Origin of the sequence: Corynebacterium ureicelerivorans, assembly GCF_000747315.1 — a bacterium.
Classification (GTDB): domain Bacteria; phylum Actinomycetota; class Actinomycetes; order Mycobacteriales; family Mycobacteriaceae; genus Corynebacterium; species Corynebacterium mucifaciens.
This window is the reverse complement of sequence record NZ_CP009215.1, coordinates 1,030,475-1,050,667: the sequence shown is the minus strand read 5'-3', so window position 1 is coordinate 1,050,667 and position 20,193 is coordinate 1,030,475. Positions and strand designations below refer to the sequence as shown.

Here is a 20,193-nt window from a genome sequence, read left to right as displayed (position 1 = left end):
AACTCTCTATTAGGTTCCTCCGTCCTGTTAGATACGGGCGATCCTTCCCGCCCCGTGGCTTCTCCATCCGCGGCAACGGCCACGGACCACGCAACCGCGCCCCGCCGGGGTGCACGAGGAGGCGTGACCACGGATCTCGATGTGGTCGACCTTTCGCGGCGGCGGTTCGGCATCACCACCGTCTTTCACTACATTTTCGCCCCGCTAACCATAGGCCTCGCCCCAATGGTGTCCATCATGCAGACAATCTGGGAGCGCACCGGCCACGAGCGCTGGTACCGGGCCACCCGGTTCTTCGGAAACCTCTTCCTGATCAACTTCGCGATGGGGGTGGTCACCGGCATCATGCAAGAGTTTCAGTTCGGCATGAACTGGCCCGAGTACGCCAGCTTCGTCGGCGGCGTCTTCGACGCTCCCCTGGCGTTCGAGGGGCTGGCGGCCTTTTTCTTCGAATCCATCTTCCTCGGGGTGTGGATCTTCGGCTGGGGCCGCGTGCCCGCCTGGGCCCACCTCACCTCCATCTGGACCGTCGCGGTGGTGGTCAACCTCTCCGCCTACTTCATCATCGTGGCGAACTGCTTGTCCAGGTACGCCCTGCCGCCGTCGTGGAAGACGGCCACGATCTCGTCGGCAGCGGCTTCGTCGATCAGCCGGGCGACAGCCGCGGCGACTGCGCCTCCGGATGCCCCAGGCACGAACCCGGTGGACCGTGCTAATCCCCGCGCCGAGCGCACAGCATCCGCCGCAGACAACCGCGCCACCCGGTCGGGTGCCACCTCCTTGGAAAGCTCAGTGACCACGCCGGCACCGTAGCCGGGGAGGATGCGCTCACCGCGGTCGCCTCCGAAAAGCACCGAGCCCTCTCATCCACCGCGACGACCCTCGTGCCGTAGCCGTGCTCGCGGATGTGCTTCAGGCAGCCGCCCACTGTGCCGGTGGTGCTCACCGCCACCGCGAGCAATTCGGGCGCGTGCCCGAGCTGCTGCACAATCTCGCGCATCGTGCCCTGGTCATGCGCGTCGAACGCCGCACGGTTGGAGTACTGGTCTAAGTTCACCGCCCCGAGTTCCCGCTTCAGCTCGGCCACTAGGTTGCGCCGCGCGGCGAGCCAATCGCCCGTTTCCGGGTCCGGCTCTTCCACCGGGTGCAGCACCGCCCCGAGGGCGGCGATCATCGCCAGCGTTGCCTGGTTGGTGCGCGGGTCGACGACGCAGTGGAACTCCCAGCCGCCCGCGATGGCCTCGCGCGCCAGCGCGATACCGAGGTTGCCGCTGGAAGATTCCACCGCCACCGCGCCGGGGTGCAGCAGGCCGCGAGCCGTGGCTGCAGCGACCATCGCACGCGCCGTGCGATCCTTCGCGCTGCCTCCCGGGTTGAGGGATTCAAGCTTGCCCCACACGCGCCCGCGGAACCCAGCGGAGAGGTCCACAAGCGGCGTGTCGCCGATGGCGCTAAGAAAGCCTGTCTATGCGGAAACGTCCATGCGCACCACCTTATGCGCCACGCGCCTCCAGGCGGGCGACTTGGCGCTCCAACTCCTCACCGAGCGCGTTGCCCGGCAGGCGTTCCTGCACCAGGCCCGCCACCGAGCGGTACCACCACAGCTGACGTTCCTTTCCGGAGTTGAACCGGGACCACAACTCATCGCCGATGACGTCCAAGTCCGCGTGGATGGCCAACAGGTTGTGCAACTTGTCAGCCGCAGAGATGAGCACGCTGCCGTCTTCCGCCTGGCGCAGGTGCGCAAGGTACGCGTCCGAACGGTCCTGCCAGCTGGTTAGCGTGCTGTCTTTTGTCACGCCGCGAACAAGCTCCACGACCCGGTCTCCGAACTCCTCGGCCATGCGCTCGGGGCTGTACTCGTCCGGGACATCCTCCAGGATGTCGTGGAAGAGCGCCGCGATGAGTACGTCCTCGTCGTCAGTGACCTGGGAGACGAGGTGCATCACACCGAAGACGTGGGAGGCGTACGGAATGTCCGTGCCTTTGCGCACATGGTCGCGGTGCGCCCACGCGGCGGTGTTGATTGCTTGGATGAGTCGCGGGGATGCGACGAGAGACTCGGCCATTATGGGCCCCTTTCTGCCGGGAACAGCTTTCACTCTACGAACGCCGTCGACACCGCCCGCCAGGCGTTCAAACGCATGATCTATCCGACGGTTATCGTTCCCCGTACCCGCACCTGTGCCCGTCCACCAACCCAGATATCTTTGCCATCGTCATGGATCTCCACGCGGCCGTCGCGGCCGAGCGACGCGCCCTGCGACACCGAGTATCGGGCAGGGACGTCTCCCCGCCCGCGCAACCACTGCGCCATCGCCCCGTTTGCGCTGCCCGTCACAGGATCCTCAAAGGTCGGGGTGAACGCCCGCAGCTCGTACGCGGGATCCGTACCTCCGGTCAGCGCCGCAAACGCCACTTTCAGATCACTGTCCGTCGGCTGCTCTAAGGACCTCAGCGCGTCTAGGCCATCCAAAAGTGCAAGCTTCCAGCCGGGTCCGTTGTCGCCGTAGGCTGCGTCGATAAGCGCCTGCTTTTCGACGCCAAAGGTCTCGCACACCGCATCCCTGCCCTCCGCGGTGAGTTCGCCGCTGCGTTTGAGAGGCGGCGTGGCGAACGCGAGCATGTCGCCCTGCATGCGCACTTCGACGTTGCCCACGCCGCACTCCTGCACCACGCGGCCAGATTGGCGGGGCGCGTTGCCGAGCTCGAGCCACGCTCGAGCGGTGCCCAGCGTTGGGTGTCCGGCGAAATCGAACTCCTCAACGGGCGTGAAGATGCGCACGCGGTAGTCCGCCTCCTGGCTTGTGGGCTGAAGCAGGAACGTCGTCTCCGAGAAATTGGTCCACGACGCAATCTGCTGCATCTGCTCACCGGTGAGGCTGTCCGCGCCGCAGATTACCGCGAGCGGGTTGCCCGTGAACGCGCCGGTGGCGAAGACGTCGATTTCGAAGAAGTCTAGGGAGGTCACCGCGCCGAGCGTACCAACGCGAAAACTCCCGACCCGGAGGACCGGGTCGGGAGTTTATACTTGTACCCCGTACGGGATTTGAACCCGTGTTACCGCCGTGAGAGGGCGACGTCCTAGGCCGCTAGACGAACGGGGCGCGCTCGCTTGCTTGCGACTTGTTAAAGATAAAGGACGCACCTGCCAACGTACAAATCGGCAGGTCACAGGCGATTATAATCACCACGATTCCGTTTTGTACACCTTCGGTGACGCGATTGTAATCGCGACCCTGTCCCCCACCTTGGGTTTCGGTGTCAACCCCAGCCGTACTCGGAACTCTACACCGCTGGCTTTGAGGTTCGCGGTGTACGAGTTCACCTCGTAGAGAACGGAGGTAACGGTCGCGTTCAAGGTATTTTCGCTTGCCGACACCCCCGTCCCCACCATTCCCGGCAACACCGCTACCACCACGCTCTCACCATCGCGAAGCTCGCCATTCGCTTGGACGCCGCCCACAGGCCACGTCATGCCCAGCGACCCCACCTCCACCAGGCCCTCCCGCACCGCACCATCGAGCAGCGTAGCGTCCGCAATAAATGACGCTACCCACGCCGTCGCCGGGCTGGTCATGATCGCTTCGGGCGTGTCGAATTGTTCAAGTCGGCCGTCATGCAGCACTGCAATCCGGTCTGCAATCGCGATGGCCTCCTTCCGATCGTGGGTGACGTGGACGGTAGTGAGGTTGGACTCACGGGTCAGCTCCACCAGCTCGCGGCGAAGTGAATCACGCAACGGTTCGTCGAGGGCGGACAACGCCTCGTCTAATAGCAGCACCTCCGGCTCCGCAACAATCGCGCGCGCGAGCGCCACGCGCTGGCGCTGACCACCGGACAGCGTAGCCGGCCGACGATCGCCATAACCATCGAGACCGACCGTTGTCAGGGTTTGCTCCACGCGCTGCTTCTCCTCCGCGCGTTTCACACCTGCTCGGCGCAGCGGGTACGCCACATTGTCCGCAACGCTCATGTGCGGCCACACAGCGTGTTGCTGGAACACCATACCCATGTGCCGCCGCTCCGGCGGGGTGTTAGACACGTCCCTTCCCCCGAGCTCGATCGAGCCTGCCGCAGGTTCGATAAACCCAGCGACAGTGCGCAGAAGCGTCGTCTTGCCCGAACCTGACGGCCCAACGAGCGCGACGAACTCGCCGCTTGGAATTGTCAGGTTGATGTCCTGTAGCCCGACGGTGCCGTCGGGGAACACCACTTTTAAGCCGCTGACCACAATGGCGCTCATGATCGCGTCTCCTCCTTATGCGTTCTTGCTGGGGTTTCGCACGGTAAACGCCAGCGCCACGATACCGATCACGGCGAACATCAAGGCGAGTGCGGACGCTTGGTTGTAGTTGCCAGATTGCTGCAGGTTAAACAGCTGGACGCCGATGGTAGTCGTGCCCGGGGCGACCAAGAGGATAGAAACCGTCAGCTCACGCACCGCCGTCACCGCGACCAACACTGCGCCGGAAAACACCGCGGGCAGCGTCATCCGGCCACTGGTATCCCACACGGCGCGCAAACGACCGGCACCGGAAATCTGCGCGGCCTCCTCCACCGCCGTCGGGATCTTGGCCAGAGGCGCGCGCACCGCCTGCAACACCATGGCCGTGAACGCGCAGACGTAGGCGACGAGAATGATCCAGCGGGTGTTATACATGCCCGTGTAGCGGCCGACGATCACCCAACCGACGCCGATGATTAACCCCGGCAGCGCCGACGGCAAGAGCGTGATCAGGCTGAGCGCCGTGTTCGACCGCGCCTTAGTGCGCGTGACTAACATGCCGATCATCCAACCCAAGACGCCGCACGCAAGCGCGGCCCCCAGCGCGAGCGTGACGGAATTGCTGAAGCCCTCGCGCACGCGTGGGTTGGCCAGCGTGCGCTGGAAGTTGTCCAGCGAAATGTTCTCCATCGTGAACGGCACGCCGGGCGCGGGCAGAAACGCTCGGTAGGTTAAACCGAGCAGTGGGCCGAGCGTCAGTGCCAAAGCAAGCACCCAGGCAACCACGGTGACGAGCCACTTGGCCGAGCCAAGGGAAAGTTTCATCGTGCCGCCGCCGGTCACCGTTGACGTGCCTCGCTGGGACACCACGTAGTCGGCGACCACGGCCCCGATGCCAAGGATCATCAGCACCGCTCCCACCGTCGAAACCACCTGCAGAGGGTTCGCCACCGTCCCCGACTCCATGAACCGGTAGACCATAGTGGCAAGCGTTTCGAACCGCACGGGCGACCCGAGGATCGAGGGAATGCCGAAATCTGCCAGGTTGGAAACCGCCGTCAGGGTAAACGCGCTCAAAAGCGCTGGACCCAACAACGGAATGGTGACAGTCTTCAGCACCGTGCCACTGCCCGCCCCGCTCACGCGCGCTGCGAGCTCAAGGTCAGACGGGATGGAGCGCAACGCGGCGGAGACAATCACGTAAACCACCGGGTACGAGTGCAGCACCATGAGGAAAATGATGCCGTCGGCGCCGTAGATATCCCAGATAGGGCGGCCGAACACAGCGTTCAGACCCTGGTTGCGCCCAAACAGCTGCAGCCACGAGATGGCGCCGACGAACGGCGGTACGAGCAGCGGGGAGAGCAGAAACAACCGCAATGCGGTGGCACCAGCCACGTCGGTGCGCTCAAGCAGGATCGCAATCGACCCACCCACAATGACAGCGCCGGCGGAAGACAGCAGCGTGGTGTAGACCGAGTTCCACGTTGCCCGTCCCAGACCCTGCTCGATCAGCACCGGGAACTGGTTGCCTCCGAGTGCCAGCGACACCACCATGGCGAGTGGGGCAAGAAATATCGCCGCGGCAATCAGCCACACCCCGATGCGGGCGAGGCCGATACCCCGCGAGAATCGGTTGGCCACGTTGCGCCTAGTTCATCGCGTTCTGGAAGAAGTCCACCGAACGCTGGCGGTCCTCGGCCAGGGTCTTAAGGTCGGCGCTCATCAGCGCGATGTCGCTAAGCTTCGGCGCGTCACCCGGGGTTCCGACGGATTCAAGCACCGGCAAGTAGTTCTGCTCGACGGCGATCTTTTGGGCCTTCTCGGACAAGATGAAGTTGATGTAGCGCTGCGCAGCGTCCTTGTTCTCTGAATCCTTGAACACTGCGATCGGCTCGGTGATGTACGGCGAGCCCTCGGTGGCGTAGACCTCCTTGATCGGCGAACCCTTCGCGGCGAGGTCGCGCACCAGGTAATCAACGACGACACCCACCGGGCGGCCGCCGGAGGCGATCTCTTGGGAAGTGGGGCCGTTGGAAGCGGCGATCATCGGGTGGTTGGCGCCGAGGTCGGTCACCCACGCCTCGCCGAGCTTATCGTCGTTCATCCACACAGTCGCGTTGAAGGCGGCGGCGCCGGAGACGGCCGGATCCGGCATGACAATCTTGTCCATGTACTTCTCGTCGGTGAGGTCCGCCCACGAGGCTGGGGCGTCAGCTTGGTCGATTACCTCAGTGTTGTATGCGATGACGGTCGGAATCAGGCGGGTTCCAACGTAGAAGCCCTCTGGGTCAACAACGTCCTCGAGAACGTCATTAGTCTCGACGCTGTCGAACTTGGTCAAGAGCTCGTCGCTCTTAAAGCCCTCAAACGTCGGTGCGTCAGCGGCCCAGATCAGGTCGGCCTCAACCTTGCCGGAGGTCCGCTCCGCCTCGATGCGAGCCTTCAGGTCGCCCGTACCGGCGCGATAAACCTGGACCTCTACATCTTGATTCTCCTCCTGGAACGCGCGGTTAATCTCGTCGACCTTCTCCTCCGGCTCAGAGGTGTAGAGGGTCAGCACCGTTTTCCCGTCGGTGGTCACACCCTCAGTTGCGGAAGTCGTTGCGGTGTTGTCCGAAGACGGCTCAGAGCAACCCACCAGGGTGAGCGCAGCGGTACCAAAAATTGCGCCAACATAAAGGGACTTGTGGACGAAGCGCATGGGGTTTTCCTCGCGTCAGATGAAGTAAGGCCTCGCCAAAAGTAACACTGTTATGATGAGTGCGCTCGCCGAGCGACATGGCAAAAACCTCCGTTCATCTGTATACAACAGATAAACGGAGGCATTGTACCCCGTACGGGATTTGAACCCGTGTTACCGCCGTGAGAGGGCGACGTCCTAGGCCGCTAGACGAACGGGGCATTAGGACACAGAACATATTAGCTCTGCAGCTGGCCTACCAGGACTCGAACCTAGAATGACGGTACCAGAAACCGTAGTGTTGCCAATTACACCATAGGCCATCGTTTTTCCGCTTTGACCTGCGCTTTCCTTTCGGTCTGCGCTGTCTTGCTGAACAACATGGAGTACTATAACCATGAAGCGCGTAAAGGACCAAATCCCCAGGCCACCGCGTGAAAACGCGGTGGCCACAACGCACGAAACAACAGCGCTGTAACTACTCCGCAGCCTGGTACGGGGTAACATCACGGGCTGCGCGCAGGCGCTTCAGGGTGGATTCGCGCCCGAGTAGCTCCATGGATTCGAACAGCGGCGGCGACACCGCAGCGCCGGTTGCACCGACGCGCAGGGCACCGAATGCGACACGGGGCTTGAGCCCGAGGTCGTCGATAAGCGCCTTGTTCAAGGCGGTCTCGATGGCCGGCGTCGTCCACTCCTCCACCGCTTCCAGCGCGGCGATGCCGGCATCCAGCGGCTCGACAGCGGTGTCCTTCAGGTTCTTCTTCGCGCTCTTCTCGTCCAGCTCCAGATCCTCGTCAGCGATGACCAGGAACTTCAGCAGGTCGTAGGCTTCCGAGAGCACCTTGATACGCGTCTGCACCAGATCCGCGGCGATGGCGAACTTGTCAGCCGGGTAGTCCCCTGGGAAGTCCGTGTACTCGGTCAGGTACTCGCGTAGCCGGCTGCGGAAGTCCTCCGGCTCGAGCAGGCGGATGTGGTCGGCGTTGATCGCCTCCAGCTTCTTCTGGTCGAAGCGGGCCGGGTTGCCAAGCACGTCCGAGACGTCGAACGCCTCAACCATCTCATCGGCGCTGAAGATGTCCTTGTCCGCGGACAGTGACCAGCCCAATAGCGCCAGGTAGTTGATCATGCCCTCGGGGATGATGCCGTTGTCGCGGTGGTTGAAAAGGTTGGATTCCGGATCGCGCTTGGACAGCTTCTTGTTGCCCTGCCCCATGACAAACGGCAGGTGGCCGAACTCCGGGGTGAATTCTGCGACGCCGATGCGTTTGAGCGCCTCATACAGCGCCATCTGGCGTGGGGTGGAAGACAGGAGATCCTCGCCGCGCAGCACGTGCGTGATGCCCATCAAAGCGTCGTCCACCGGGTTGACCAGCGTATACAGCGGGGCGCCGTTGGAGCGCGCGACCACGAAGTCCGGCTGCGTCTCAGACTTAAACGTCACTTCGCCGCGCACAAGATCGTTCCAGGTCCAGTCTTGGTCCGGCATGCGTAGGCGCCACACGGGCTTGCGGCCCTCGGCCTCGAATGCGTCGATCTGTTCCTGTGTGAGGTCACGGTCGAAGTTGTCGTAGCCCAGCTGCGGGTCGCGCCCGGCGGCCTTGTGGCGCTCTTGGACCTCTTCGTTGGTGGAGTACGCCGGGTAGACCTCCCCTGCCTCGATGAGCTTGTTCAGGACGTCCGTGTAGATCTCGGAGCGCTGGGACTGGCGGTATGGCTCATGCGGCCCGCCGACGTTGACGCCCTCGTCCCAGTTCAAGCCGAGCCACTCCAGCGAATCGATGATGGCCTGGTAGCTTTCCTCCGAATCACGCGCCGCGTCCGTGTCCTCGATACGGAACACGAAGGTGCCGCCGGAGTGGCGGGCCTGCGCCCAGTTGAATAGCGCGGTGCGCACCATGCCCACGTGCGGGGTTCCGGTCGGTGACGGGCAGAAACGTACACGCATAGAAGAGTCAGTCATGTGCGCAATGGTAGCGCGCCATGCACACTGCCTATCGACGTCCTCCGGCGACGCCCGACTCGACGCCCGGGCAGGCCGGAGAGGCCGAGCCCCGATTCACACAGGGTGAGTTCACGGTGGTGAGTTCGGCCCGATCCACCGCATTCTCACCATTCCAATCTCACCATCTGTGCCCCAGCCCGGGACACCGGACATATCGCACAAACAGAAAAACCGGCCGCCCGAAGGCAACCGGTTGCGTTGTGGCAAGCCCCTACTTGGAGTGGCGGGACAAAAACGCCCACATCTCGTCCGCAGCGGACGGCGAGTACCACCAGAAGTGGTTGGACCCGTGCACCTGGATCACCTCGACGCCCTTGCTGCAGCCGCGGGCAGAAACGCGGGTAGCGTTGTTGCCAGCCGGGGCGCGGTCCAGGCCCGGGCCGCAGCCGTTGCGGGCGGAGTAGGAGGCGAACAGCTCCGGCACCGGCATGACGCGTACACCACGACGGATGGTGCCATAGTACGGCGTGAGCGTGTCGTTCATGCCGTGCAGGGCCATGAACGCGACGGGCAGGTTCTGGCAGCCCTGGTTCACCGGCGCATAGTAGGCACCGGACACACCTGCCACCCCCGCGAACAGGTCAGCCATGTGGCAGGCCGACACCGCAGCCATACCGCCGCCGGTGGACATGCCGGTGGCGTAGATGCGGCGGCGGTCGATGTTGTAGTAGCGCTGCACGTCATTAATCATGGCCCGCACGAACGCGATGTCTTGGCCGGGGCCCGTAGACGCTGTCGGTGAACCCTCCCAGGAAGCGCCGATTGCGCGCGGGTAGACGATGATGGCGTCGCGCCCAACCGAAGATTCACGCAGCCGGGAGTAGTTGCGGAAATTCTCGGTGGAGTCCTGGTACGCGGAGTACCCCACCATCACAGGAGTCGGGTTCGCGGGGTTGTAGTTGCGCGGCACCCAGATGAGGTAGCTGCGACCTGCGGCTCGAACTTCGCCGTTGGTGCCGTTCGCTACCGGGGCCGGCGCCTGCGGCGCCCACGGGCGAAGAACAGCCGGAGCGGGCACCGGGGCCGGCGCTGGCAGGCGAGGAATCTGCGGGGCCTGGACCGGGTTGCGCGGCAGGGACGAGCCGCTGGGCAGCGACTGGTTGGCCATGTCCACGAACTTGTTCCACTCGGCGTTTGCCTGGCTCGTGGCGTCCGATACGGCTCGGTTAGCGTTGTCGATAGCTGCATTGACTTGGCCTGGGATCTGAGAGGAGAGGTCCTGGGCACCAGCCTGTGCCGGAGCTGCAACGCCGCCCGCTACTAGAAGAGCCGCGAGGCCACCCGCAATGGTTTTAACAATTTTCACACAGGCAACAATAAACGTACCCACATGTTCCAGCAAGCGATGCGGAAGTGTGGCATAGCGGTACTGCGCGATAGAGTAACGCCACATGCGCACATCCAGACCCGACAGCGCCCCGGACTTCCTGCTCTCGCGCGGCGACGGCTCAGTACGGACGCAGCGAGCACTGCACACGTTCGACGATGCCTGGGAAGCCGCAGACGCGATCGACCGCGGAGAGGCGGAGATGATTGTCGGCGCCCTCCCATTCGATCAGGACTGCCGTGCGGCACTGACTGTCCCGGAGCACATCATCCGCGAACCGGGTCCTTTGGAGCCGCACCCCTACTATCGCGTCGGCGAGGGCTCGAAGTTGCGCGCAAAGCTTATCGACGTCGACCCCGCCCCGGAGGAGCACTACCGCAGGGTCGAGGCCGCCATCTCGACGATTCAGGGTTCCGCGCTGGAGAAAGTCGTCCTCGCCCGCGCGGTGGATATCGCCTTCGACCCTCCCGTAGATCCACGCTTGGTCGCGGCGCGCCTGATCGATCTATCCGTCACCCGCGACGGGTTTATTGCGGACCTCACCCCGTCGGGTCGCGACGGCCATTTCCTCGTCGGCTCCTCACCGGAGGTGCTGGTGCGCCGCCGCGGCAACCGCGTGTGGTCCTTTCCCCTGGCGGGCTCCGCAGCGCGTGTACCGGCCAACCCGGTGGCAGACCGCGCAGCAGCAGATGCGCTCTACAATTCGGCGAAGGATTTGGACGAACACCACTTTGTCGTGGACCACATTCGCCACGTACTGCAGCCTCTGTGCAGTGAGTTGCGCATCCCAGAGCGCCCGAAACTGGAAAAAACCAGCGAGATGTGGCACTTGGCGACCCCCATCGAGGGCGTGCTGAAAGACCCCGCCCCGAGCGCACTGGACCTGGCGCTGCGCCTCTACCCCACGCCTGCAGTGTGCGGCACCCCGCAGGCAGCTGCCGAGGCGTTAATCACCACCGCCGAGTCTGATCGCGGGTTCTACGCGGGAGCTGTGGGCTTCACCGACGCGGCTGGTGACGGCGAGTACATGGTGGCGATTCGGTGCGCCGAGGTCAACGGCGACGGCACCCGCGCCCGCGCCTGGGCGGGCGGGGGGTTGACCGCGGACTCGGACCCCCAAGCCGAGCTAGACGAAACGTCGGCCAAGCTGCGCACGATTATGCGCGCGCTTGGCCTGTAGCGCTTCGGCTACGCCCGCTCGACCGGGTTGCCCAGCGTGCCGATGCCGGGGATTTCCACCTCGATATAGTCGCCCGGAACCATTTCGGCGGTCCCAGCCGGAGAGCCAGTGGCAATCACGTCGCCCGGCAGGAGCGTGAAAGATTCGGAGACCCACTCCACCATTTCGCCGAGGGACTTGATCATCTGGTTCGAGTTGGAATCCTGCTTCGTCTGCGTCACCCCGTCGTGCGTGTGGTGCGCCTTGATGGGCAAATTGGAGAAATCAAACGCGCCCAGGTCCGTCTCGATCCAGGGGCCGATCGGGCCAAAGGTGTCGATGCCCTTTGCGCGCGCCCACTGGCCGTCGGCAAACTGCAGGTCGCGGGAGGAGACATCGTTGATAATGGTGACCCCGCGGATGACCGTCTTCCAGTCCGCAGCCTTGACATTCTTGCACGGCACGCCAACAACGAGCGCGAGTTCACCCTCGAACTCAACGCGGGTTGCAAACTCCGGAATCTTGATCGGGGCGCCAGGACCCACGACGGCGGTAGAGGGCTTGATGAAGATCGTCGGCGGGAGATACTCAGCGGATTCCTTGAACACTTCGGCGACGTGGTCGGCGTAGTTGCGACCGACCGCCACCACTTTCGACGGGAGGGTCGGGGCGAGCAGGCGGACATCGTCCAGCGCGTACTCCTTGCCCGTGTATTCGGGTTCCGTGAACGGGGTGCCCGCGATTGCTTTGGCGGTTTTCCCCTCGTTATCAATGACGGCGAAGGTCATGCCTTCGGGTGTTGCAATTCGTCCAAAACGCATGTGATTTAGCATACAAGTTTGCGAAAGTGGCATTACCCGGACCTTCGCCCCGTGGCGGAGCCCTACTGGTAGCTCACGAACCACGGGCGCGGCTCGACGTCCTGGTAGGTCTGCTCCGGGGTGAACGTGGGGAAATCCTCGTCGATGAAGTTCTTCCACGCCATGAAGAAGTTCGGGTCCAATCCCTGGCGCAGCACATCCCACGTCTCAAACTTCTGCTCCGGGACGCCGTGGCCGTCCGCGTGCAGCACCCACGCCAGTTCCGGTTGGCCGGTCACGATGTTTTCGCGGTCCGGGAACATCGCCACGTTGAACTGGTGAAGCACCAGCGCCTTTTGCGGCAGGTTGTTGTCGCGCACGAGCTGGGCAAGCCAGTCCGCCACCTCGTTGATTTCAGCGGCGGTGGCGCTGCCGATGCGCGACAGCGGGGCTTCACCCGGGTTGAGCTTCCATTCGGCATCCAGCGCAAGGCCGACGTTGGGGCGCTTCAGCAGATCCTGGTAGAGCTTCGCCTGCTCTAAGAAGCTGCCCTGCCCCGGCTGCAGGTCGATCACAGCGTAGCCCCCGGCGTCCACGATGGCGTCCACGTACGGGACCAGATCCTCCATCGGGGTCTCGTTGGAGTAGTTGCCGTCGTCGCCCGGGAATTCAGAGGCGACGGACGCGATGACTTCAAACGCGGGAACAATCGGCTGGTCATCGAGCGGCTGGTAGTCCGCCGCATACTGCTGCGCCAGAGCAACTGCCGCGGCGGGGTCCTGCTCCCCCATGACGCCCAGCTCCGGGCCATACGGGTGACCGTAGAGCGCGATCATTCGGCGGCCCGGGAACACCAGCCCGCCGCCGCCGGGCAGTTCGCCATTGCCAGCAAGGGCGGCACGGTCCTGGAAATTCTCGTTCGAGCCCCACTGGCTCCCTAGCGCGAGTGTGTCCTGCTCAGTGACCGTGCGCATGCTCTCCGACGTCGCACGCGGGTCAGCGGCGGCGAGCACCTGGACGTCCGCGCCCGCGGCACGCGCGGTGGCAACGGACGCGCGGGAAGATGCCGCGGTGGCGAACACCGGCGGCAGGACCAGGTCCTCAGGGTTACCCGGCTCCAACCCGGCAATGGCCGCGGCGTCGCCCTCCGGGTCCGCCGAGGAAACGGGCTCCGTGCTGGAGACCTCATCGTCTTCGCCCGGCACCGTCACAACGCGCGAGGCCCCCAGCCGTTCAATCTCGGCGTCGACGGCGGCGTCGGCGCCATCCAGACGCACAAGCATGGGTGCGCCCAGTTTCACCGCGATGGCGGCGGCCTTGAGCTGCTGGTCGCGCTCCTTGTCGGAGACAACGACGGTATCCGCAGATTCAAAGAGGCGCTGGGATACCTCGACGCCGGTGCCGTCCGCGTCTTGAATGACCTCGTCCCCGTTGGTTTCCAGCACCTCGGGGCCGCCCCCACCCCCTTCCCCGGTATTGCTGCAGCTGGTCAATGCCAGTGCGGTTGCTGCGAGTACGGCGGGGATGGAGCGGGTCACATGCATGCGAGCCAGCCTACTTCAGTGCGGCGGCGATCCTGTCACCTACCTCGGCAGTTCGCACCCGAGCGCCTTCGCGTTCCGCCACATCGCGCTCGACCGCTGCCTCAATCTGCGCAGCATTGTCCTCGTCGCCGAGGAAGCGCAGCATCATTGCTACGGACAGAATCATCGCGGTCGGATCCGCGATTCCCTGCCCCGCGATGTCCGGGGCCGAGCCGTGGACCGGCTCGAACATGGACGGGAACTCTTTCGACGCGTTGATGTTGCCGGAGCAAGCTTGGCCTACCCCACCTGCGACGGCGCCGGCGAGGTCGGTGAGAATGTCGCCGAAGAGGTTGTCGGTAACGATGACGTCGTACCGCTGCGGATCCTGCACCATGTAAATCGTCGCAGCGTCGATGTGGTTGTAATCCACCTCCACCTCTGGGAATTCCTCGGCCACCTCATCAACGACGCGCTGCCATAGGCCACCCGCGTTAACCAGGACATTGGTTTTGTGCACCAGGGTAAGTTTCTTGCGGCGCGTCATGGCGAGTTCGAATGCATAGCGCACAACACGTGCGACGCCGTGGTAGGTGTTCTGCGACACCTCGCAGGCAACTTCGTGCTCGGTGCCTTGGCGCAGGGTGCCGCCGTTTCCTGCGTAGAGTCCTTCAGTTCCCTCTCGGACCACAACGAAGTCGATATCGCCCGCGTTGGACAGGGGGCTCACTGACGACGGGTACAGGCGCGAGGGGCGCAGGTTAACGTAATGGTCCAGCTTGAAGCGCAAGGGCAACAGCAGACCGCGCTCGAGTACGCCGGCCGGCACGCGTGCCGGGTCGCCGATGGCGCCCAGCAGGATCGCGTCGTGTTCCCTGAGCGCTGCCAGGTCCGCGTCGGTAAGCAGCTCGCCGTTGCGCAGGTAGCGGCGTGCCCCGAGGTCGAAATCGGTGGTCGCTACATCATCGCGCACAGCGTTGAGGACTTTGAGGCCCTCCGCCATCACTTCTTGGCCGATTCCGTCGCCAGCAAGTACAGCAATTTTCATACTCTGAAATCCCTTTCCCACATAGTAGAAAACGGGTTCACACTATCATCCGCGGATCGCGCCCGGGACCGTTTCCCCGCGCAGGGCGGCCAGCACCGCATGTGCGACGTCCACACCAGCCCTTGCTTGCGCCTCACGCGTCTGTGCGCCGAGGTGCGGGGTAAGCACCGCGTTGTCCAGCCCCAGCAACGGCGAGTCCTGGGGTGGCTCCGTGGTGAAGACGTCGATTCCGGCCGCAGCGACCGGCCCGTCCTGCAAGACAGCAGCCAAGGCGGCTTCATCCACCACCCCGCCGCGGGACGTGTTCACCAGGATCTGCCCGGGTTTGGCTGAGCGAAGCAGTCGTTCGTCGAAAAGCGACTGCGTCTCAGGCGTCTTTGGCACGTGGATGGAGACAAAGTCGCTGCGTGCGACGAGTGCGTCCAGATCCACCAGCTCGACGCCAAGGCCCTCGGCGGCAGCATGGTCCGGGTACGGGTCGAAGGCGAGTACGCGCGTACCGAACGCCGAAAGTCGCTCTGCGACGAGCCGGCCGACCCGGCCGAAACCGACAACACCCACCGTCTTGCCGTAGATCTCTGTGCCCTGGAACCGGAACCGCTCCCATCCCCCGGCATGGGTGGAGGCGTTCGCGGCCGGGATGGCGCGCGCGGCCGCGAGCAGCAATGCGATGGCGTGTTCGCACGCGGAGTGGATGTTGGCCGTTGGCGTGTTCGCCACCGTGATACCGCGCGCGGCTGCTGCGTCGACGTCGATGTTGTCTATGCCCACGCCTGCGCGGCCGATGACCCGCAAACGCTCGGCTGCGTCGATGACCTCGCGGTCCACCGTGGTGGCCGAGCGGACGATGAGCGCATCGGCGTCGCGGACCGCCTGAAGGAGATCGGGGCGGCGGGTCCCGGCGACGCGGCGGATTTCTACCGCCTCGCCCAGGGCCTGTTCTGCTTCCGGCGCGAGTGGGTCCGCAATGAGCACGATTGGTGTGCGAGAGCACTGGTTCTCCTTAGAGGATTTGAAGGGTAAGCGTCCGCTTATACTAAGCGGGCTAGTATGCGTCTTCCGCCTCACGGATACGCTGCTGAAGCTCCTCTGAGCTTCCAAACTGGCTGCCAAGGGCCACCAGCGGCAGGTCCGACAATCCGGCCATCGCGTAGAGCGTTTCTTCACTCTGGCGGGGGTCTGCGAGCGGTACGACGGTGACGGTTGCGCCGTAACTGCGGGCGTTCGCCACCGATGGGATGGACGATTCCCAGGTGGCCACCACGCGGGGTGCCATGTTGGCATCCCGGCGCGACTGGATGGGAAACGGATCCGGTCGCGCGCCCGGCAACACCACCGGGTCCGCCCACACCGCCCGGAGCCACGTTGGTTCTTGCTGGTCCTGCGCGGCCACCTCGCGCACCGCGTCTGCGGGGTCTTCCACGGCACGCTCCTGAAACCGCAAAGCAGTCATTTCACCCAGCGCCCGCAGTCCCCCGGGGTCTCTACGCACTCGGACTGCGCCAGACGACGGCGCGATTGACACGTCGCCGACAGTTAGCACGGTGACGGTGCGCATGTCCGCGATCATGCTGACGTACTCGGCGTGGCGGCCAGGGTCGTAGACCATCATCGGGGCGTTGGTGGCCACCGCGATAGACGCAGCCCGCAACTGCGCCTCCACGGTGGCGTCGCTGAGAATGAGCGTCTCGGACGTGGGGAAAAACAGCTTGGTTGTTTTGATGCCCAGCACGTCGTCGACCACTTCAGGCTGATCCGCAAACAGCTTCGCGACGTGTTTGGACTGGTTCACCCCTTTAGCGCGCTCTAGCGGGCTAAGCTGCGCCTCCGGTGCGCATGCCGTGAGCGCTGCCGCGCCTGCAGCGACGGCGGCGCACGCGAGAACGGCCGCCGTAGTTTTCCTTGGCCCCACTACGCTTCGCCCAGCTCCCAATCCCGAATGGCTGGGCGGTCCATGGCGTACTCGACCATGCCGACAAAACGCTCGCGGCGGTCCGCCACAAACCCTGCCCAGTCAGAAGCCTGCAGCAGTGCAGGATCCATTTCGTGCCCGGAAAGCAGGTCGTCGAATTCACGGTCGTCCAGCAGCGACTTCGACTGCAGGCGCGGCAAGTACCGCTTCGGCTCGTTGTGCTCGATCACCACGTCGGTGCGCCTACCCATTGGCGTGCGGTTGAGCACCGAATCCGCCAGCTGCGTATCAGCGAGGCCCGCTGTAAGCAGGTACTCCCGCGGGAACACACGGTGGAACCGTGGCTGCAGCTCGGGCGCTGTCTCGGCAGTAAAGGGCTGCGCTGTGCGCCAATCTCGGGCGCCCCGAGCCATGAGCAGCGCGTACATCCCGCGGTACACCCCGCTATCAGGACCGGCGCTGCACAGGCGTGCCTCGTGGAAACGCGCGTCCGCGACGGTCCGGGGAAGCTGCTCGGTCTCTCCCCGCAGCCACGGGGTGACTTCCGCTACATCGAGGCCGATACGGATCGTTGGCGCGTGAGCGCCGTAGAGTTCCCCGAATACGCCGGACCAAAACCACCGATTCAGACGGTCTTCGGCGCCATCGCCCTCGAGCGCACCGGGATCCTCCGCCAGCCTCGCCAGGATCACCGCCAGCGGGATCAGCTGCGCGGAGTACGGTACCTGGTCCGGCGTAACGATATGCCGCTGCTCCAAGAATGCCGCTGCGGCGATGAAGCCCGCCACCATCTCCCCCGCGTGCTGCCGGTAATCCCCGAGCGAGATGTTCAAAATGTCGCCCCTGTGACCGAGCGCGGGGCCGTGCCGGCTGGTCAGCAGCAAAGACAAAGCGCGGAGAAACTCCACGCGCCCCACGCCGTCCAGCACGGGGTGAGCGCGGAGCTGCTCCTCCATCAGGGCCCAGTGCTCCGCCAGCCTGAACCCAGGGTCCTCGGCCGCGAAGACCGCGGTGAGCAGCTCAAAGACATCCATCTGCACACCCGCGGAGTTGGAAAAGGCGAATATCTGCCCCACCCCCGCCTGCGCGGTATCGCGGTCCACGCGGGTCATCGGCACGTCGTAAGCCGGCAGCCCCCGCAAGACCTGGTTGATAAAGCGCTTGACGGCGTCGCGCAGCTCCTCGTCTTGGGTTTGGGCAGCCATGTCCACCAGCAGGTCATTCCCCTCGTGTCGCAGCAGGATGCTCACCGGGATGACGCCGTTGCGAATATATGCCTCACTGGATGTCAGCGCTTCGTCTACGGCCGGACCGAAGTGGGAGCGCACGACGCCGTCTTCGTCGACCGCGAACACGGCTTCCACCGGCATCGGCTCCGCAGCAACGGCAGCGCGCACGTCGACGAAGAACCGGCGGCGAATAGATCTGCCCAGGTAATCCACCGTGCGCACCTCGCCGCCGTGAGTGAACGCCTGGTAGAGCGAGGTGAGCCGTTGCTGGCCGTCCAGCAGCAAAAGGCCCGGCGCCACACCGCGCGGCTCGACCCCTTCGAGGGGGCGCGGCCTGAACCGCTGTTGGGCCTTGCGCGTGTCCAGCGCGAGAAAGGAACCGATGGGGTACCCGCGAAGTACCGAGGTGATCAGGGCGCGGACTCTGTCAACGTCCCACACATAATCGCGCTGAAAATCAGGCAACTGCAGCTCGGCCTTTTCCGCGCGGGAAAAGAGATCTGTCAGCGAGTAGCTCGGCGTGGTGAAACCCATGGAGCCAAGGGTAGATCAGAGTTCGCACACCGTCTCGTGCGAGATGTGCTCCGGAGGCTCAATTTGCACTGTGGCGTGCTCCACCCCGAGGCCAGCCAAAGCGTGTTGGACGCGGTCTAAGAGCAGGTCCCTATCCACCCCGGGAGCGGCTACGACGTGGACGGTGGCGATCACACTCACCCCGTCAAGCGACCATAGGTGCAGGTCGTGGGTTCCCGCGGCGCCGCCGACATTACCGAGCGCCCGCTCCACCTCTGCGACATCGAAGCCAGTCGGCACGTGCTCCAGCATGACGCGTGCAGAGCGCACCATCAGCTGCCAGGCGCGCGGTAGCACCAGCGCGGCGATGACAAGCGAAGCAATCACGTCGGCCCCAGTAAACCCGGTGAGCGCGATCACTGCTCCGGCGGCCAACACTGCCACCGAGCCGAACATATCCACAAGCACATGCAGGTACGCACCCTGCACGTTGATGGACCCCTCGCGGTGACGCGATAGCACCCATGCGGAGGCGGCGTTGGCAAGCAAACCGATCACGGCGATCACCATCATTGGGCCGGTTTCCACGGGCTGCGGGTCTCGCAGCCTCCGCACCGCTTCGACGACGATCCATACTGAGATAGACAGCACCGCGACCGCGTTGATCAGTGCCGCCAGCACCTCGACCCGCCGGTGACCGTACGTCGCCGTCGACGACGCAGCCCGCTGCCCCACAACGATGGCAACGAGGGAGATGATCAACCCCGCGGCATCGGAAAGCATGTGCATCGCGTCGGCCAGAAGCGCCATCGACCCGGAAAGCACGCCGCCGACAACTTCCGCAACAAAGACGACCCCAGTGATGCCGAGTGCCGCGCTCAACGCTCGCCGGGAAGCTGCCGGGCCACCGTGTCCGTGTTGACCGTGATGGTGGGCATGGTCGTGCATACGAGCTCCTTTCGCAATGCGTATCGACGACCAACGGTATCCGACGCAATCCTTATTGACAACTAATTGAAAATCACTGCAGTAACACCCCTTGCAGCTGCAAGTACAGCGAAAACACCGCCGGCCTGGCTCGGATTACCACACGATTCGCGGAGGCAACTGCCAGTTCTTTGTTACAATTGGTGGGTGTTCACGGAGAATGCTGGCGCAGCCACGCGGCCTTCGCGGACGCTAGCCAGCATGTGAATTAGCACGAAAGGAATTTAGGATGACGAACCCGAACGATCCGAACCGCAACCCCAAGGACATCGCCAACGGCGCAAAGGACTTTGGCGAAGACAAGGTTAACGACCTTCGTGGCGCCAAGGACGCGGACGTCGACCCGGCCGGCACCACGCGCGTTCAGGGCACCAACACCGAGCGCACCACCGCTACCCCAGCTCGCTCGACCTCCGGCTCCACCGCTGTGACCGAGGAGAACAACGGCGGCGGCTGGTGGAAGTGGCTGCTCGGGATCATCGTCGCCCTGCTGCTGCTGTGGCTGCTGTGGTCGCTGTTCTCCGACAACGACGACGAGGGCACCACCGAAACTTCCACCACCACCGCGGCTACCGAGGTTGTCTCTGAGACCACCACCGTCGAGGACGACGCCGCAACCGAGTCCTCCGCTGCCGACGAGAACGCAGCAGACGACACGGTCACCCAGACCGAGATCGTCGATGAGGTCACCGACACCCTCGCACCGTCCGAGGCCCCGGCGACCAACTAGTCGCACCACCCTCGTCGACGAGACCACCCCGCGCAGCCCCTCGGGC

At 64.3% G+C, this 20,193-nt stretch carries 15 protein-coding genes, 3 tRNA genes and 3 pseudogenes; 3 read left to right on the top strand and 18 right to left on the bottom strand.

Features of this window, described 5'->3' with window-relative positions; all coding sequences use genetic code 11:
• Window positions 1-123: 123 nt before the first annotated feature.
• A pseudogene (locus tag CUREI_RS11965) lies at window positions 124-580 on the top strand (cytochrome ubiquinol oxidase subunit I); the annotation flags it as partial.
• Here the strand turns inward: CUREI_RS11965 and CUREI_RS05295 are convergent.
• The 11 genes and pseudogenes from CUREI_RS05295 to CUREI_RS05245 all read right to left on the bottom strand — a co-directional run bounded on the left by CUREI_RS05295 (window position 555) and on the right by CUREI_RS05245 (window position 10,225).
• Window positions 555-1,447 (bottom strand): annotated as a pseudogene (locus tag CUREI_RS05295) (pyridoxal-phosphate dependent enzyme). The pseudogenes CUREI_RS11965 and CUREI_RS05295 overlap by 26 nt on opposite strands.
• Before the next feature lie 46 nt (window positions 1,448-1,493).
• Window positions 1,494-2,069 (bottom strand): HD domain-containing protein, encoded by a 576-nt coding sequence (locus CUREI_RS05290; RefSeq protein WP_038611263.1) that lies wholly within the window; start codon window positions 2,067-2,069, stop codon window positions 1,494-1,496.
• Window positions 2,070-2,149: 80 nt separating this feature from the next.
• A complete protein-coding gene (locus tag CUREI_RS05285) occupies window positions 2,150-2,971 on the bottom strand; it encodes a PhzF family phenazine biosynthesis protein (protein WP_038611261.1) in 822 nt (273 codons plus the stop codon).
• Between the two features lie 63 nt (window positions 2,972-3,034).
• Window positions 3,035-3,107 (bottom strand) — tRNA-Glu (locus CUREI_RS05280).
• An 80-nt stretch (window positions 3,108-3,187) separates the two neighbouring features.
• Window positions 3,188-4,246: an ABC transporter ATP-binding protein gene (locus CUREI_RS05275; protein ID WP_038611258.1), complete on the bottom strand. Its 1,059-nt coding sequence runs from the start codon at window positions 4,244-4,246 to the stop codon at window positions 3,188-3,190.
• Window positions 4,247-4,261: 15 nt separating this feature from the next.
• Window positions 4,262-5,785, bottom strand: a complete 1,524-nt coding sequence (locus CUREI_RS05270) for an ABC transporter permease (RefSeq protein WP_144242485.1) — start codon at window positions 5,783-5,785, stop codon at window positions 4,262-4,264.
• 94 nt (window positions 5,786-5,879) lie between these two features.
• Window positions 5,880-6,932, bottom strand: coding sequence for an ABC transporter substrate-binding protein (locus CUREI_RS05265; protein WP_051952221.1), 1,053 nt, complete (start codon window positions 6,930-6,932; stop codon window positions 5,880-5,882).
• A 127-nt stretch (window positions 6,933-7,059) separates the two neighbouring features.
• Window positions 7,060-7,132 (bottom strand) — tRNA-Glu (locus CUREI_RS05260).
• Window positions 7,133-7,162: 30 nt separating this feature from the next.
• A tRNA-Gln gene (locus CUREI_RS05255) sits at window positions 7,163-7,234 on the bottom strand.
• A 155-nt stretch (window positions 7,235-7,389) separates the two neighbouring features.
• Window positions 7,390-8,877: a glutamate--tRNA ligase gene (gene gltX, locus CUREI_RS05250; protein ID WP_038611255.1), complete on the bottom strand. Its 1,488-nt coding sequence runs from the start codon at window positions 8,875-8,877 to the stop codon at window positions 7,390-7,392.
• 253 nt (window positions 8,878-9,130) lie between these two features.
• Window positions 9,131-10,225: an alpha/beta hydrolase family esterase gene (locus CUREI_RS05245; protein WP_144242416.1), complete on the bottom strand. Its 1,095-nt coding sequence runs from the start codon at window positions 10,223-10,225 to the stop codon at window positions 9,131-9,133.
• A gap of 85 nt (window positions 10,226-10,310) precedes the next feature.
• Between CUREI_RS05245 and CUREI_RS05240 the strand changes: the two genes are divergently transcribed.
• Window positions 10,311-11,426, top strand: coding sequence for an isochorismate synthase (locus CUREI_RS05240; protein WP_038611252.1), 1,116 nt, complete (start codon window positions 10,311-10,313; stop codon window positions 11,424-11,426).
• Window positions 11,427-11,434: 8 nt separating this feature from the next.
• Here CUREI_RS05240 and CUREI_RS05235 read toward each other — a convergent pair whose 3' ends face one another.
• From CUREI_RS05235 to CUREI_RS05205, 7 genes and pseudogenes are all read right to left on the bottom strand, one after another.
• The gene (locus tag CUREI_RS05235) at window positions 11,435-12,226 is read right to left on the bottom strand and encodes a fumarylacetoacetate hydrolase family protein (protein WP_084768193.1); all 792 of its coding nucleotides are present in this window, start codon (window positions 12,224-12,226) and stop codon (window positions 11,435-11,437) included.
• 62 nt (window positions 12,227-12,288) lie between these two features.
• Window positions 12,289-13,749 carry a hypothetical protein gene (locus tag CUREI_RS05230; protein ID WP_038611235.1) on the bottom strand — a complete coding sequence of 487 codons (1,461 nt, stop codon included), beginning with the start codon at window positions 13,747-13,749 and terminating at the stop codon, window positions 12,289-12,291.
• Between the two features lie 10 nt (window positions 13,750-13,759).
• Window positions 13,760-14,776, bottom strand: coding sequence for a 3-isopropylmalate dehydrogenase (locus CUREI_RS05225; protein ID WP_038611232.1), 1,017 nt, complete (start codon window positions 14,774-14,776; stop codon window positions 13,760-13,762).
• Window positions 14,777-14,830: 54 nt separating this feature from the next.
• Window positions 14,831-15,811, bottom strand: a pseudogene (locus CUREI_RS05220) (hydroxyacid dehydrogenase); the annotation flags it as partial.
• A 10-nt stretch (window positions 15,812-15,821) separates the two neighbouring features.
• Window positions 15,822-16,688, bottom strand: coding sequence for a hypothetical protein (locus tag CUREI_RS05215; protein WP_038611230.1), 867 nt, complete (start codon window positions 16,686-16,688; stop codon window positions 15,822-15,824).
• The gene (locus tag CUREI_RS05210; RefSeq protein WP_038611227.1) at window positions 16,688-18,451 is read right to left on the bottom strand and encodes a DUF262 domain-containing protein; all 1,764 of its coding nucleotides are present in this window, start codon (window positions 18,449-18,451) and stop codon (window positions 16,688-16,690) included. The genes CUREI_RS05215 and CUREI_RS05210 overlap by 1 nt, the downstream gene beginning before the upstream one ends.
• 15 nt (window positions 18,452-18,466) lie before the next feature.
• Window positions 18,467-19,378, bottom strand: coding sequence for a cation diffusion facilitator family transporter (locus CUREI_RS05205; protein ID WP_038611225.1), 912 nt, complete (start codon window positions 19,376-19,378; stop codon window positions 18,467-18,469).
• Between the two features lie 268 nt (window positions 19,379-19,646).
• Between CUREI_RS05205 and CUREI_RS05200 the strand changes: the two genes are divergently transcribed.
• Window positions 19,647-20,147, top strand: coding sequence for a hypothetical protein (locus tag CUREI_RS05200; protein WP_038611222.1), 501 nt, complete (start codon window positions 19,647-19,649; stop codon window positions 20,145-20,147).
• Window positions 20,148-20,193: the final 46 nt, after the last annotated feature.